We start from the raw sequence: 15,750 nt of genomic DNA on the forward strand, positions 1-15,750 counted from the left end.
AGACGCGGCGAGCTGGAGTTGTCGGAAGTCTCGGTGGTCACGGCGTCACGTTACCGGCCGGCTGCCGTCCGTCGCCCGATTAGGCGACGCGCCGCCCTCGGCTTTCGAACACATGTACGATGACCGGCATGGCGGCTGCAGCGAGTTCCACCGATCGACCAGGAGCCCTCGACATCACCCGGCGGTTGACGGAGATCTGCGGCCCGCCGTTCGCCCGCTTCGCCGGCCCCGCCGACGAGGTCGCCGGCCAGCCGGCCCGCTGGGTCGCCGTGCCCGGCGGCCCGGCCGCTGCGGCCGAGGTGCTCCGGCTGGCCGCCCGGCACGACCTGACCGTGGTGCCCCGGGGTGCCGGCACGAAGATCGACTGGGGTGCCGCGCCTGACCGGGTCGACATCATGCTCGACACCGGGCGGCTCGCCGGGATCGGCCACGAGCCGGTGGGCGCGCCGACGGCCGAGGTCGGTGCGGGCACCCCGCTGCGGGCGGTACAGGCCACGTTGGAGCGCACCGGGCAGCGGCTGGCGCTGGATGCGCCCTCGCCCGGGGCGACCCTCGGCGGGGTGCTCGCCGCCGGCGAGGCCGGGCCGCTGCGGCACCGCCACGGCACCCCCTGCGACCAGCTGGTCGGCCTGCGCTACCTCGACGCCGACGGCGAACTGGTCAGCGCCGGCGGTGGCGCGCCGGGGCTGGAGCTGGCCCGGCTGCTCTGCGGCTCGCAGGGGGCGCTGGGCGTGCTGGTCGCGGCGACGCTGCGGGTGCAGGCCGCCCCGGCGCGCCGGGTCTGGGTCACCCGTCCGGTGTGGACTCCGCTGGAGGTGCACGACCTGGTGCGTACGGTGCTCGCCGCCCGGCTCGACCCGGCCGCCGTCGAGCTGGATCTACCGGCCGGCTCGGGATCCCGGCCGGTGCCGCGCGGCCGGGCCGCGGCGATGGCGCGCCATCCGTCCATGACGGGGCGCGCGTCGACCGGCCCGGCCGCCGCCGGCAGCCTGGCGGTGCTCCTCGAAGGCGGCCCGGCCGACGTGGCCGAGCGGGCCGAGCGCCTGTCGGCGCTCTTCGGCGACGGGTCGGCCACCCAGCAGGCGGCGCCGGGCTGGTGGCGGCGCTACCCGTTCGGCCCGGGCGACACCGCCCTGCGCATCGAGGTGCCGATCACCGACCTGCACGCCGCCGTCTACGCGCTGCGCGACGCGGCCGGCGCCCCGGTGCCGGTCCGCGGCTCGGCCGGGCTGGGCGTGGTGCACGCCGCCCTGCCCGGGGCGCTGCCCGCCGACCGGGTCGCCGCGATCCTCGCCGCGGTGCGCGGGGTGCTGCTCGCCCGCAAGGGCCGGTGCCTGGTGGTCGCCGCGCCGGGGCCGGTGCGACGGGCGGTCGACCTGTGGGGCGAGCTGGCCGGGCTGGCCCGGCTGCGCGAGGCCAAGGCACACCTCGACCCGCACCGCCGGCTCGCCCCCGGCCGGCTGCCCGGCGGCTGGTGACCGCCGAGCTCAGTCCAGCCACCACCGGGTCAGCTCGGTACCGGCCGGCGAGAAGCGCAGCACGGTCACCGCGGTCGCGCCGCCGGTCACCGCCGGCAGCAGCCACCAGGTGCGGCGGGGCCCGTCCACCGGCGCCGGTCAGCCGGCGTCGTTGCGGAGCACCAGGATGGCGATGTCGTCGCGGGGCGCCTCGCCGGAGAACCCGATCGCGGTGGACCGCAGCCGGGCCGCCACCACGTCCGCGGAGTAACCGGCCAGCGGGGCGGCGGCGTCCCGGAGCCGGTCGGTGCCGAAGAGTTCCCGGCCGCGCCGGCGCTCGGTCACCCCGTCGGTGTAGAAGACCAGCGCGTCGCCCGGGTCGAGGGAGAGCTCCGCCGTCGGCGAGGCGATCGAGTCGAGCAGCCCGAGCGCGGTGCCGCCGGTGCCGACGAAGGTCGCGCCACCGCCGGCACCCAGCAGCACCGGCCGGTCGTGGCCGGCGAGGTGCAGCGAGACGTCGAGCTGGTCGCGCTCGCCGGGGCCGACGGCCGCCAGAGCCAGCGTGCAGTAGCGCCCGCTGCCCCGCTCGACCAGCGTCTCGTTCAGCCGGGACAGCACCTCGGGCAGCGGTTTGCCGTCCCCGACCAGCACCCGGATCACGTCCCGGACCAGGCCGGTGACGGCGGCCGCCTGCACCCCCTTGCCGGAGACGTCCCCGACCACCACCAGCCAGCGCCCGTCGGGCAGCGGCAGCACGTCGTAGAAGTCGCCGCCGACGTCGGCGTCGTTGCCGGTCGGGACGTACTCGGCGGCGAAGCCGATGCCCTCGACCACCGGCAGCACCGGCGGCAGCAGCGACTGCTGGAGGGTCTGCGCCACCCGGCGGCGCTCGGCGTGGATCCGGGCGTTCTCGATGGCCAGCGCGGCGCGGCGGGCCACGTCCTCCAGCACGGCGACCTCGTCCGGGTCGTGCCGGTGTCGCTGCGGCCGGCCCACCGCCAGGGTGCCGAGCCGCTGCCCGCGGGCGATCAGTGGCACCGCGAAGCCCTCCATCGGGGTGCCGAGCGGCGTCTGCGTGCCGTTGCGGGACGCCTCGCGCAGCCGGGCCTGGATCGAGTCCGGGCCGGTCTCCCGGAGCACCGCGTGCAGCTGCGGCAGCATCGCCTCGTCGGCGTGGCTGGCCGCCGCCAGCCGCAGCCGGCCCCACTCGTCGGTGGTGTGCACCGCGCACCACTGGCCGAGCCGGGGCACCACCAGCTGCGGGATCAGCGCCATGGTCAACTCGACGTCCAGGGACTGGGCGAGCAGCTCGCTGGCCTCGGCGAGGAAGGTCAGCCAGGCCTGCCGCCGGACGTCCGCCCGGCGCAGCCGGTCGTTTTCCAGGTGCAGCGAGAGCCGCTCGGCCATCAGCGCGGCCAGCGGCCGGGCGTACGCCGAGGGCGCCGCGTCCAGCTCCAGCTCGCCGGCGTACGGCCGGTGCACGGTCAACGGGACCCGGACCAGCTCGTGGTCGGCCCGGGGCTGGCGGCCGTACCGGGCCAGCACCTGGGGGCCCTGCCCGTCGCCCCGGTCCAGCCGGACCACGCCGCCGGTGGCGCCGACCATCTCGGCGACCCGGGTGAGCAGGCTGGTCGCGAAGTCGGGCAGCGGGTCCTCGGCGTACGGGTCGGGGGTGGTCTGCATCAGCGCGCTCATCGCGCCGGCGCTCGGCGCGGAGCTTTCCCCGGCGCCGGTCCCGCCCCCGCCGTTGCCCGGCGACGCCGCAGCCTCCGCCCCCGGGGCCGCCCGCTCCTCGCCCGGCGCGTCGGGCCGGTCCAGCCGGAACCAGACGCCCTTCCCGCTGGGCAGGTACGTGGTGCCCCACCGGCTGGCGAAGTGGTCGACCAGCAGCAGGCCCCGGCCGCGCTCGGCGACCTCGGTGATCTCGGTGGCGTCGTTGCGGACGCCCACGGTCAGCTCGTCGACCGGCCCGGAGGCGAAGTCCGACACCATCACGGTCAGCCCGGTACGGTCCGCGACGACCTCGATGTCCAGTTCGGTGCCGGCGTGCTCGACCGCGTTGGTGGAGAGTTCGGTGGTCAGCAGCAGCGCCTCGTTGAGCAGTTGGTCGAGGTGCGCCTCGGCGAGCACCGACCGGACGACGGCCCGCGCGGCGGCGGGCGTACGTCGGTCGGCGGGCAGCCGGACCCGCCGGACATGCTCGTCCGGGCCCCCGGTCGCCGTGGGCCCTGCCTCCGCTGCCACCCTCGTATCCTCCACCGCCACCCGCCCGGTGCCAAGCCGATCTCCCGCCGGCCGGTTCCGCCGGCCGGGCCGCGGGCGATCCTTCGGGGAGCCGGCGCGTTCCGGACGGTCAGGCTCGATCCTGACCAGAGCGGGCGCCCGGGGCGGTGCGGGCGCGGGCCGGGCGGGACGGCGGCGAGCCCTCCGGGCTGGGGTCACGAGCGGTCCCGGTCGGGCTGGCGCGGCGGGCCGGGCCGGGCGCCGGACGTCGGTCTGCGCGTGCCGAGCGGCCGCGCGACGTGGCACTGGCCGAGCTCGCAGGCACAATGATGGGATGCCAACGTGCCGGCACGCACCGGTGGCCCCCGACGTGAGCGAGGAATGATGACCACGGCGAAACAGTCGGTAGCCGCGGACCAGACCGCGCCCGACCACGAGGCGGTCCTCGTCGAGCTGACCGAGGCACTGCGGCGGGTGCGCCGCGGCGACCTGAAGGTCCGGCTGCCCAGGCGGGCGGGCCGGGCGGGTGAGGTGGCGGACGCCTTCAACGAGGTGGTCTCCCTCCAGGAGCGGCAGTACCTGGACCTGCGCCGGATCAGCCGGATCGTCGGCCGGGACGGCCGGCTCACCGAACGCCTGGACGACGAGGGGCTGGACGGCTCGTGGGCGGAGGGGCAGCGGGCGATCAACTCGCTGATCGACGACCTGGGCCGGCCGACCACCGAGATCGCCCGGGTGATCGTGGCGGTCGCCGACGGCGATCTCTCCCAGCACATGGCGCTGGAGATCGACGGCCGGCCGCTGCGCGGTGAGTACCTGCGCATCGGGCGCACCGTGAACACGATGGTGGACCAGCTTTCGTCGTTCGCCGACGAGGTGACCCGGGTGGCCCGCGAGGTGGGCACCGAGGGCAAGCTGGGCGGCCAGGCCGACGTCCGCGGCGTCGCCGGCACCTGGAAGGACCTCACCGACTCGGTGAACACCATGGCGTCGAACCTCACCGGCCAGGTGCGGTCGATCTCCCAGGTGGCGACGGCGGTGGCCAAGGGTGACCTGTCGCAGAAGATCACCGTTGGGGCGAGCGGCGAGGTGGCCGAGCTGGCCGACACCATGAACTACCTCACCGACACCCTGCGGCTCTTCGCCGAGCAGGTGACCCGGGTGGCCCGCGAGGTGGGCACCGAGGGCAAGCTGGGCGGCCAGGCGGACGTGCCGAACGTCGCCGGTACCTGGAAGGACCTCACCGACAGCGTCAACTCGATGGCGTCGAACCTGACCAGTCAGGTGCGCAACATCGCCCAGGTCTCCACCGCGGTGGCCCGGGGTGACCTGTCGCAAAAGATCACCGTGGCCGCCCAGGGCGAGATCCTGGAGCTCAAGGACACCATGAACACGATGGTGGACCAGCTGTCGTCGTTCGCGGACGAGGTGACCCGGGTGGCCCGCGAGGTGGGCACCGAGGGCAAGCTCGGCGGTCAGGCGCAGGTGCGCGGGGTCTCCGGCACCTGGCGCGACCTGACCGAGAACGTCAACCAGCTCGCCGGCAACCTGACCAGCCAGGTGCGCAACATCTCCCAGGTCTCCACGGCGGTGGCGAAGGGCGACCTGTCGCAGAAGATCACGGTCGACGCGCAGGGCGAGATCCTGGAGCTGAAGAACACCGTCAACACGATGGTGGACCAGCTGTCGTCGTTCGCGGACGAGGTGACCCGGGTGGCCCGCGAGGTGGGCACCGAGGGCAAGCTGGGTGGTCAGGCCCAGGTCAAGGGCGTCAGCGGTACGTGGCGGGACCTGACCGACAACGTGAACTCGATGGCGTCGAACCTGACCAGTCAGGTGCGCAACATCGCCTCGGTCACCACGGCGGTGGCCAAGGGTGACCTGTCGCAGAAGATCACCGTGGACGCCCGGGGCGAGATCCTGGAGCTGAAGTCGACGGTCAACACGATGGTGGACCAGCTCTCGTCGTTCGCGGACGAGGTGACCCGGGTGGCCCGCGAGGTGGGCACCGAGGGCAAGCTCGGCGGTCAGGCGCAGGTGCGCGGCGTGGCCGGCACCTGGCGGGACCTGACCGACAACGTGAACTCGATGGCGTCGAACCTGACCGCCCAGGTGCGCAACATCGCCCAGGTCTCCACGGCGGTGGCGAAGGGCGACCTGTCGCAGAAGATCACGGTCGACGCGCAGGGCGAGATCCTGGAGCTGAAGTCGACGGTCAACACGATGGTGGACCAGCTCTCGTCGTTCGCGGACGAGGTGACCCGGGTGGCCCGCGAGGTGGGCACCGAGGGCAAGCTGGGTGGTCAGGCCCAGGTCAAGGGCGTCAGCGGTACGTGGCGGGACCTGACCGACAACGTGAACTCGATGGCGTCGAACCTGACCAGTCAGGTGCGCAACATCGCCTCGGTCACCACGGCGGTGGCCAAGGGCGACCTGTCGCAGAAGATCACCGTGGACGCCCAGGGCGAGATCCTGGAGCTGAAGAACACCGTCAACACGATGGTCGACCAGCTCTCCTCGTTCGCGGACGAGGTGACCCGGGTGGCCCGCGAGGTGGGCACCGAGGGCAAGCTCGGCGGTCAGGCGCAGGTGAAGGGGGTCTCCGGCACCTGGCGGGACCTCACCGAGAACGTCAACCAGCTCGCCTCGACGCTCACCACCCAGCTGCGCGCGATCGCCCAGGTCTCCACCTCGGTGACCCGGGGCGACCTGACCCAGCGGATCGCGGTCAAGGCGCAGGGCGAGGTCGCCGAGCTCAAGGACAACATCAACCAGATGATCGTCACCCTCCGGGAGACGACCAAGAAGAACGCCGAGCAGGGCTGGCTCGACTCGAACCTGGCCCGGATCGGCGGCCTGCTCCAGGGCCAGCGCGACCTCGGCGAGGTCTGCCGCATGATCATGATGGAGGTGACCCCGCTGGTCGACGCGCAGCTCGGCGCGTTCTTCCTGGCGGACAACTCCGAGGGCGTGATGCGGCTGCGGCTGACCGCCTCGTACGGATACGTGGCGCGCGGGCACGACGTGACCTTCGGGCCGGGTGAGGGGCTGGTCGGCCAGGCCGCGCTCTCCCGCCGGACCATCCGGGTCGGCGGCTCGCCGGACGGGCGGCTCACCCTGCGCTCCGGGCTGGCCGACACGCCGCCGGCCGACCTGGTCGTGCTGCCGGTGCTCTTCGAGGGCGAACTGCTCGGTGTGATCGAGTTCGCCGGCGTGACCCCGTTCTCGGAGCTGCACCTGTCGTTCCTGGAGCGGCTGGTGCTCACCATCGGCATCGCGGTGAACACCATCCAGGCGAACCGGCGTACCGAGGAGCTGCTGGCCCAGTCCCAGCGGCTGGCGCTCGAACTCCAGGAGCAGTCGGCGGAGCTGCAGCGCACCAACGCCGAACTGGAGGAGAAGGCCACCCTGCTCTCCGAGCAGAAGGGCAACATCGAGACCAAGAACCGGGAGATAGAGCTGGCCCGGCTGGGCCTGGAGGAGAAGGCGCAGCAGCTCACCCGGGCGTCGGCGTACAAGTCGGAGTTCCTGGCCAACATGAGCCACGAGCTGCGGACGCCGCTGAACTCGCTGCTGCTGTTGGCCCGGCTGCTGGTGGAGAACTCGGAGCAGAACCTCACCCCGAAGCAGATCGAGTTCGCGCGGACCATCCACAGCGCCGGCTCGGACCTGCTCTCGCTGATCGACGACATCCTCGACCTGTCCAAGATCGAGGCGGGCCGGATGGACGTCGAGCCGACCGAGGTCCGGTTCGAGGAGATCCGCGCGTACGTCGAGCAGGCGTTCGCGCCGCAGGCTGAGGAGAAGGGCCTGGACTTCCAGGTGCGGGTCAGCAAGGACCTGCCGCCGTCGGTGGTCACCGACGCCCAGCGGTTGCAGCAGATCCTGCGCAACCTGCTCTCCAACGCGGTCAAGTTCACCGACAACGGGGCGGTGACGCTGCGGATCGCGCCGGCGCCCGAGAACGCCGTCTTCGACGTGCCGGCGCTGATCAACGCGCGGCAGGTCATCGCGTTCACGGTGGTCGACACCGGGATCGGCATCTCCGACGACAAGCTGTCGCTGATCTTCGAGGCGTTCCAGCAGGCCGACGGCACCACCAGCCGCCGCTACGGCGGCACCGGGCTGGGCCTGTCGATCAGCCGTGACCTGGCCCGGCTGCTCGGCGGTGCGATCAGCGTGACCTCGGCGCCCGGGCAGGGCTCGACCTTCACCCTCTTCGTGCCGGACGTGCTGGCGCCGGACGCGGTGGTCGCCCCGCTGCCGCCGTCGCCGTCCCGCGCCGGGCTGCCGTCCTCGCTTCTCATGCCGCCGGTCGAGCTGACCGAACCGGCGCCCGGACCGACCACCCGGCGGCTCGAGGGGGCCACCGTGCTGATCGTGGACGACGACGTCCGGAACGTGTTCGCGCTGACCAGCGCGTTGGAACTGCACGGCATGACCGTGTTGTACTCGGACAACGGGGCGGACGGCGTCCGCCTGCTGGCGGAGCACCCGGAGGTGGACATCGTCCTGATGGACGCGATGATGCCGGACCAGGACGGTTACGAGACGACCCGCCAGATCCGGCGCAACCACCGCTTCGCCGACCTGCCGATCGTCTTCCTGACCGCGAAGGCGATGCCCGGGGACCGGGAGTCCGCCCTGGAGGCCGGCGGCAGCGACTACATCACCAAACCCGTCGACCTGGACGAGCTGATCGAGCTCATGGCGTCCTGGATCAGCGGCGACCGGACCGAGGAGAGCTCGTGACCCAGATGGCGAAGGCGCTGCTGGTCGATGACCGGCGGGAGAACCTGATGGCGCTGGAGGCGATCCTCCAGGGGCTGCCGGTCCAGTCGGTCGCCGTGGAGAGCGGCGAGGCGGCACTGAAGCAGCTGCTGGTGGACGACTTCGCGGTGATCCTGCTGGACGCCCAGATGCCCGACATGGACGGCTTCGAGACGGCCAGCCACATCAAGCGCCGGGAGCGTACCCGGCACGTGCCGATCATCTTCCTCACCGCCGCCGACCGGGACGCCCAACTGGCCCTGCGCGGGTACGCGGTCGGCGCCGTCGACTACCTCACCAAGCCGTTCGACCCGTGGGTGCTGCGCGCCAAGGTGTCGGTCTTCGTGGAGCTGTGGGTGAAGACCCGGCAGCTGGCCGCCCAGTCCGACCTGGTGCGCGAGCGGGACGCGCAGTGGCGGATGCTCACCGACGCCGTGGACGAGGCGACCGCCCTGCTGCGCGCCGACGACCCGGACGCCCACCACCGCGCCGTGGAGATCCTCGAACAAGCCCGCTGGGGCAACACCCCCTGACCCACCCAACCGACCCCTGACCGCCCGGCGTTGATCATGAAGTTAATTGCCGCATTTCGGACGAGAGGCGGCAACAACTTCATGATCGACCCGGGAGCCCGGGCGGGGTGGGGGAGCGGGTTAGCGGGTGGTCTGGTCGTTGCGGATCATCAGGGCGGAGCGCAGGCCGGTGATGTCCAGGACGCGGAGCAGGAAGTCGCCCACGTGGGTGAGGACGAGCAGGCTCTGCGCGTGACTGGCCTTGCGGCTGAGCACCACCAGGGTGCCCAGGCCCTGTGAGTCGCAGAAGGTCACTCCGCCGAGGTCGAGCACGATGCGCGGGGGCGGTTCGGTGAGCACCTCATTGACGACGGTCGACAGCTGGGCGGCCGTGAGCATGTCGATCTCACCGGCGAGGCGCAGCACTGCTTCGTCACCCGTCCGGTGTACCGTGATGGACAGTTCGGCACGATCCACCCGGTCAGCCTATCGCGATCTCGACCGCCCGGCCTGTCGAGGCGGGCCGACCGGGCCGGATCCGGGTGCCCGATCGCCGGCCGGGCGCGCGGCGGGCCGCCGGTCGTGAGCGCGACCGGGTGAGACTGGTAACCCCCGTGCGGGGTGGCTGCCGATTCGCCGTCCGGCGCTGACACAATGGCCGCATCGTGACCGATATGTTTCCCGCCGGATCCGGCCGCTACCCGGCCGACGCGCCGGCCTCCGAGGCCCTGTTCGACCGCGCCCGCGCCCTCGTGCCGGGCGGGGTGAACTCGCCGGTGCGCGCGTTCCGCGCCGTCGGCGGCACCCCGCGCTTCATGGTCCGGGGGGAGGGTCCCTGGCTCTACGACGCCGACGACCGGCGCTACGTCGACCTGGTCTGCTCCTGGGGGCCGCTGATCCTCGGCCACGCCCACCCGGAGGTGGTCGCCGCCGTGCAGGCCGCCGCCGCCCGGGGCACCAGCTTCGGCACCCCGACGCCGGGTGAGGTCGAGCTGGCCGCCGAGATCGTCGACCGCACCCCGGTCGAGCAGGTCCGGCTGGTCAACTCCGGCACCGAGGCGACCATGTCGGCGATCCGGCTGGCCCGTGGCTTCACCGGCCGCTCCAAGATCGTGAAGTTCGCCGGCTGCTACCACGGGCACGTGGACGCGCTGCTCGCCGCCGCCGGCTCCGGCGTGGCCACCCTCGGGCTGCCCGACTCGCCCGGCGTCACCGGCGCCGCGGCGAGCGAGACCATCGTGCTGCCGTACAACGACGTCCGGGCGGTGGAGGAGGCGTTCGCCGCCGAGGGCCAGCACATCGCCGCGGTCATCACCGAGGCCGCCGCGGGCAACATGGGCGTGGTCGCCCCGCGTGACGGCTTCAACCAGGAACTGGCCCGGATCGCGCACGCGCACGGCGCGCTGCTCATCGTCGACGAGGTGATGACCGGGTTCCGGGTTTCCCGCTCCGGCTGGCACGGCCTCGACGCCAGCGACGCCGACCTGTGGACGTATGGCAAGGTCATGGGGGGTGGGCTGCCCGCCGCGGCGTTCGGCGGCCGGGCGGAGGTGATGGCCCGGCTCGCTCCGGCCGGCCCGGTCTACCAGGCCGGCACGCTCTCCGGTAACCCCCTGGCCTGCGCCGCCGGCCTGGCCACGCTGCGGCTGGCCGACGAGGCGGTCTACCGCAAGCTCGACGAGACGGCCGCCGTCGTGGGAAAGCTGGCGTCCGACGCGCTGGCCGCCGCCGGGGTCCCGCACCGGCTGTCGTACGCGGGCAGCATGTTCTCGATCTTCTTCACCGACGCCGACGTGGTCGACTACGACAGCGCCCGCACCCAGCAGGTGCCGGCCTTCAAGGCGTTCTTCCACGCGATGCTCGCGGCCGGGGTCTACCTGCCGCCGAGCGCTTTCGAGTCGTGGTTCGTGTCGGCGGCGCTGGACGACGCCGCGCTGGAGCAGATCGCCGCCGCGCTGCCGGGTGCGGCCGCCGCGGCGGCGTCGGCGGGTCTCGGGGGGTAGCGGTGAGTACGACGGTGGTCCACGTGCTGCGGCACGGCGAGGTGCACAACCCGGACAAGATCCTCTACGGCCGGCTGCCCGGCTTCCGGCTCTCCGAACTCGGCGTGCAGATGGCCAAGGCGGCGGCGCAGGGACTGGCCGAACGGGAGATCGTGCACGTGGTGGCGAGCCCGCTGGAGCGCGCCCAGCAGACCGCCGAGCCGATCGCCGCGCAGTTCGGGCTGCCGGTCGGTGTGGACGAGCGGCTGATCGAGAGCGCCAACTGGTTCGAGGGCAAGAAGGTCTCCCCCGGTGACGGCTCGTTCCGCGACCCGCGCAACTGGTGGGTGCTGCGTGACCCGGTCACCCCGTCCTGGGGTGAGGCGTACCGGGCCATCGCCGAGCGGATGTTCGCCGCCCTGCACGCCGCCCGGGTGGCCGCCGAGGGACGCGAGGCGGTGCTGGTCTCGCACCAGCTGCCGATCTGGACCCTGCGCCGCCACATCGAGCGCAAGCGGCTCTGGCACGACCCGCGCAAGCGGCAGTGCGGGCTGGCCAGCCTCACCTCCTTCCACTTCGAGGGCGCCAAGGTGGTCGGCATCGGCTACTCCGAGCCGGCCGCCCACCTGATCGCGATGTCGCCGACCGCCCGGACAGCCAAGGGGGCCTGATGAACCTCCGGAGGTGGACCGCCGGTCTGCTCGCCGCCGTCACCGCGGTGGCCGTGGCCGCCTGCTCGCCAGCCGGCGGCGAGGAGGCCTGCGCCAACCGGGACGGCATCATCGAGTGCGCGCCCGACCAGCGGTCCGCCGCCCCGAAGCTCGCCGGTGAACTGCTCACCGGCGGCAGCTACGACGTCGCCACCGCCCGCGGCCAGGTCGTGGTGGTCAACTTCTGGGGCTCGTGGTGCGCGCCCTGCCGGGCCGAGGCGGACGACCTGGAGGCCACCTACCAGGCCACCAAGGATTCCGGGGTGACCTTCCTCGGCATCAACGTGCAGGACCAGCGGGACAAGGCGAAGGCCTTCGAGGAGGGCCGGGTCAGCTACCCGAGCCTGTTCGACCCGCCGAGCCGGCTCGCGCTCGCCCTGGACATCCCGCCGAACACCATCCCGGCGACCGTGGTGCTGGACCGGGAGGGGCGGATCGCCGCGGTGATCCGGGCGGCGGTCAAGCAGGAGGGCCTGCAGCCCATCGTCGAGCGGATCGCCGCCGAGTCGCCGGCGCCGACCGGTCAACGCTGATGGGCGAGACGTTCCGGGAACTGGCGCAGAGCGGCCCGCTGCTGCTCGCCATCGGCGCGGCCGCGCTGGCCGGGCTGGTCAGCTTCCTCTCGCCGTGCGTGCTCCCGCTGATGCCCGGCTACCTGTCGTACGTGACCGGGCTGGCCGGGGCCGACCTGGAGGGCCGCCCGACCCGGCCCGGCCCGCCCGCCGGGGCGGACCCGGACGCCTCGGGCGCCGGGGTGGCCGTCGCCGCCCGGCCGTTGGCCAGGACCGCGGTCAAGGGTCGGGTGCTGGCCGGGACGCTGCTCTTCGTCGCCGGCTTCACCGTCGTCTTCACCGCCACCGCGATCCTCTTCGCCGGGTTCGGGCGGATCTTCTTCGACCACGAGCGGACGCTGGAGATCGTCATCGGCGCGCTGGTGGTGCTGCTCGGCCTGGGCTACCTCGGGCTGGTGCCGGGGATGCAGCGGGAGTTCCGGATCCACCGGCTGCCCGCCGCCGGGCTGCTCGGCGCGCCGGTGCTCGGCGCGGTCTTCGCGCTCAGTTGGGTGCCCTGCGTCGGCCCGACGCTGGGCGCGGTGCTCGGCATGGCCGCCATCGAGGGGCAGACCGACCGGGCAGTGGTGCTCGCCGTGGCGTACTGCCTCGGGTTGGGGATACCGTTCGTCGTCTTCGGGCTGGGCTTCCAGCGCCTGCTCGGGGTGTTCCGCGCCGTGCGGCGCAACAGCCGCTGGGTCACCCGGATCGGCGGCGCCCTGCTGATCCTGATCGGCCTCGCGCTGGTCACCGGTGGGTGGACCAACTTCGTGATCTGGTTGCAGACCACCGTCGGGGTGGGCGAGGTGAGCATCTGATGACCGTCGTGGACGACCGGCCGGCGTCCCCGGCCGAGGCTCCCCGCCGCCGGCCCAACCCGGTGCTGGCCCTGCTCCGCAACTCCTGGCGGCAGTTGACCAGCATGCGTACCGCGCTGGTGCTGCTCTTCCTGCTCGCCGTCGCCGCCATCCCCGGTTCGGTGCTGCCCCAGCGCGGGGTCAACCCGGAGGACGTCCAGGACTACTTCGTCGCGCACCCTGATCTGGCGCCCGTGCTGGACCGGATCGGCGCCTTCGAGGCGTTCGGTTCGGTCTGGTTCTCCGCGATCTACCTGCTGCTGTTCACCTCGCTGATCGGCTGCATCACGCCCCGGCTGCGTGACCACGTCCGGGCGCTGCGGGCGAAGCCGCCGGTCGCGCCGAAGCGGCTGGACCGGCTGCCGCAGCACGCGGTGCTGGCCGCGCCGGCCGGCGGCGCGGCGGCGATCGCCGAGGTGCTGCGCCGGCGGCGCTGGCGGGTGGTGGTCCGTGGTGACGAGGTCTCCGCCGAGAAGGGCTACCTCAAGGAGACCGGCAACCTGCTCTTCCACACCTCGATGGTGGTGGTGCTGATCGGGGTCGCGCTCGGCTCCTGGTACGGCTGGAGCGGCAACCGGCTGCTGGTGGCCGGAGCGGACAACGCGTTCTGCAACACCCAGCAGCAGTACGCCGAGACGAAGTTCGGCCCCCGGGTGGACAGCGCCGACCTGCCCGGGTTCTGCCTGCGGCTGGACGACTTCGAGGCGGAGTTCCTGGCGGACAACGGCCAGCCGAAGTCCTTCAACGCCAAGGTGACCGTCAACGAGGAGGGCCGGGGGGCGCGCCCGGCCGAGTTCTCGGTGAACTCGCCGCTGCGGGTGGACGGCGCGAACGTCTACCTGCTCGGCCACGGGTACGCCCCGGTGGTCCGCTACACCGACCGGTTCGGCCGCAGCCAGACCAGCACCACGCCGTTCCTCACCACCGGCGACATCGGGATCACCGGCGAGGGCGTGGCCACCTTCCCGGACGCGAACGTCGACCCGGCGACCGGGCGGCGCGACCCCGACCTCCAGATGGCCTTCACCGGGCTGTACCTGCCGACCGCCCCGCAGCAGGGTCCGTTCGTCCGGTCGGAGTTCCCGACCGAGCGCAACCCGCTGCTCAACCTCGTCGCGTACCGGGGCAACCTCGGCCTGGACGCGGGCATCCCCGGGTCGGTCTACGAGTTGGACCAGCGGCAGGTGCGGACCGGCAAGGTCAAGGAGGTCGGCACCAAGCTGCTCAAGGTCGGCGAGACCTGGACCCTGGACGACGGCACCAAGCTGGAGTTCCTGGGGACGGAGCCGTACATCGTGCTGTCCGTCCGGTACGACCCGGGCTCGACGCTGCTGCTGGTGAGCGCCGCGACGCTGCTGGCCGGCCTGATGGGCTCGCTCTTCGTCCGACGCCGGCGGGTCTTCTTCCGGGTGCTCCCGGCCGGCGCCGTCGTCCCGGCGGGTGGTTCCGCCTACCCGGCGAGCGGATCTCCGACGGGCGGTAGTAGTTTGGTCGAGGCCGGTGGCTTGCCGCGCACCGACCACCCTGGGTTCGCCGACGAGTTCGCGCAGCTGGTCGCCGCGGTCAGCGGTGACGAGCGGGCGGACGAGCGGGCTGGTGCGGATCGCGATGGAGGCGAGCCGGCCGGAGCGCGAGAAGGAGCCGAGTGATGTCCGCACTCTCCGACCAGCTGGTGTCGTTCGCGATCCTGGCGTACCTGGTCGCCATGATCAGCCATGCGGTCGAGTACGCGCTCGGCAACGCCCGTGCCCGGGTCGCCGCGCCCGCGCGGGAACTGGTCGGTGCCGGTGTCGGCGCGGCCGGTGGCAGCGTTTCGGCGGACCCGGTCGTGGCCGAGCCGACCGCCGCCGGGCGCAGTGCGCACCGGGCCCGGCTGGCCGGTCGGATCGCGGTCGGCGTCACCGCGCTCGGCGCGCTGCTGCACCTCGCGGCGCTGGTCACCCGCGGCATCGCGGCCGACCGGATGCCGTGGGGCAACATGTACGAGTTCGTGCTCACGGTCTCGTTCATCGGCGTCGCCGCCTGGCTGGTGGTGCTCTGGAAGCGGCCGTCGCTGCGCCGCCTCGGGCTCTTCCTGACCCTGGTGATGGTGCTGCTGGTGGCCACCGCCGAGCTGGTGCTCTACGTGCCGGTGGTGCCGCTGGTGCCGGCGCTCAACTCGTACTGGTTCGTCATCCACGTCTCGACCGTCGTGTTCAGCTCCGGCATCTTCCTGCTCGGCGTGGTGCCGGCGGTGGCATACCTGATGCGGTCCGGTTACGAGCGCGGCAAGCGCAGCTTCCCGTACACCCTGGCCAGGCGGCTGCCGGCGGCGGCCGCGCTGGAGCGGCTGACCTTCGTGCTGCACGCCTTCGCGTTCCCGATCTTCACCTTCGCGGTGATCGCCGGGGCGATCTGGGCCGAGGCCGCCTGGGGCCGGCCCTGGGGCTGGGACCCGAAGGAGACCTGGTCGTTCATCTCCTGGGTGATCTATGCCGGCTACCTGCACGCCCGGGCCACCCCGAGCGTGCGGCGGAACGTGGCCACCTGGCTGGCCGTGGTCGGCTTCTGCACCATGCTGATGAACCTGTTCGGCGTGAACATCTTCTTCGAGGGCCTGCACTCCTACGGCGGCCTCGACTGAGGTCCGGACGCACCCTGCCCCCGCGCGCAAGCGCCGGGCCAGCACCGGTGAGATTTCTCGCCGAC

Annotated in this window: 11 protein-coding genes; 9 read left to right on the forward strand and 2 right to left on the reverse strand. The window is 73.0% G+C overall.

The window, feature by feature from the left end:
* Positions 1–128 precede the first annotated feature (128 nt).
* Positions 129–1,478, forward strand: a complete 1,350-nt coding sequence (locus FHX32_RS11020) for an FAD-binding oxidoreductase (protein WP_167180743.1) — start codon at positions 129–131, stop codon at positions 1,476–1,478.
* 138 nt (positions 1,479–1,616) lie between these two features.
* Here FHX32_RS11020 and FHX32_RS11025 read toward each other — a convergent pair whose 3' ends face one another.
* On the reverse strand, positions 1,617–3,701 hold the full coding sequence (locus tag FHX32_RS11025) for a SpoIIE family protein phosphatase (RefSeq protein ID WP_167180746.1): 2,085 nt from the start codon (positions 3,699–3,701) through the stop codon (positions 1,617–1,619).
* 363 nt (positions 3,702–4,064) lie between these two features.
* Between FHX32_RS11025 and FHX32_RS11030 the strand changes: the two genes are divergently transcribed.
* Together FHX32_RS11030 and FHX32_RS11035 are read left to right on the forward strand one after the other, a co-directional pair.
* Positions 4,065–8,432 (forward strand): HAMP domain-containing protein, encoded by a 4,368-nt coding sequence (locus tag FHX32_RS11030; RefSeq protein WP_167180748.1) that lies wholly within the window; start codon positions 4,065–4,067, stop codon positions 8,430–8,432.
* A complete protein-coding gene (locus tag FHX32_RS11035; RefSeq protein WP_167180750.1) occupies positions 8,429–8,983 on the forward strand; it encodes a response regulator in 555 nt (184 codons plus the stop codon). The genes FHX32_RS11030 and FHX32_RS11035 overlap by 4 nt, the downstream gene beginning before the upstream one ends.
* A 120-nt stretch (positions 8,984–9,103) precedes the next feature.
* On the opposite strand, the gene FHX32_RS11040 is transcribed toward FHX32_RS11035, so the two are convergent.
* A complete protein-coding gene (locus FHX32_RS11040; protein ID WP_167180751.1) occupies positions 9,104–9,439 on the reverse strand; it encodes an STAS domain-containing protein in 336 nt (111 codons plus the stop codon).
* Positions 9,440–9,627: 188 nt separating this feature from the next.
* Between FHX32_RS11040 and hemL the strand changes: the two genes are divergently transcribed.
* Genes hemL through ccsB form a run of 6 tightly spaced genes read left to right on the forward strand, consistent with a single transcriptional unit; the run spans position 9,628 to position 15,685 of the window.
* The gene (gene hemL / locus FHX32_RS11045; RefSeq protein ID WP_167180753.1) at positions 9,628–10,965 is read left to right on the forward strand and encodes a glutamate-1-semialdehyde 2,1-aminomutase; all 1,338 of its coding nucleotides are present in this window, start codon (positions 9,628–9,630) and stop codon (positions 10,963–10,965) included.
* Between the two features lie 2 nt (positions 10,966–10,967).
* The gene (locus tag FHX32_RS11050; protein WP_167180755.1) at positions 10,968–11,615 is read left to right on the forward strand and encodes a histidine phosphatase family protein; all 648 of its coding nucleotides are present in this window, start codon (positions 10,968–10,970) and stop codon (positions 11,613–11,615) included.
* Positions 11,615–12,187 (forward strand): TlpA disulfide reductase family protein, encoded by a 573-nt coding sequence (locus tag FHX32_RS11055; protein WP_167180757.1) that lies wholly within the window; start codon positions 11,615–11,617, stop codon positions 12,185–12,187. Before FHX32_RS11050 ends, FHX32_RS11055 begins: the two co-directional genes overlap by 1 nt.
* Complete coding sequence (locus FHX32_RS11060) at positions 12,187–13,023, forward strand: sulfite exporter TauE/SafE family protein (protein ID WP_167180759.1); 837 nt, start codon at positions 12,187–12,189, stop codon at positions 13,021–13,023. The genes FHX32_RS11055 and FHX32_RS11060 overlap by 1 nt, the downstream gene beginning before the upstream one ends.
* Complete coding sequence (gene resB, locus FHX32_RS11065; RefSeq protein ID WP_167180761.1) at positions 13,023–14,711, forward strand: cytochrome c biogenesis protein ResB; 1,689 nt, start codon at positions 13,023–13,025, stop codon at positions 14,709–14,711. Before FHX32_RS11060 ends, resB begins: the two co-directional genes overlap by 1 nt.
* Complete coding sequence (ccsB, locus tag FHX32_RS11070) at positions 14,711–15,685, forward strand: c-type cytochrome biogenesis protein CcsB (protein WP_167180763.1); 975 nt, start codon at positions 14,711–14,713, stop codon at positions 15,683–15,685. The genes resB and ccsB overlap by 1 nt, the downstream gene beginning before the upstream one ends.
* Positions 15,686–15,750: the final 65 nt, after the last annotated feature.

This window comes from Micromonospora sp. CNZ280 (genome assembly GCF_011759515.1).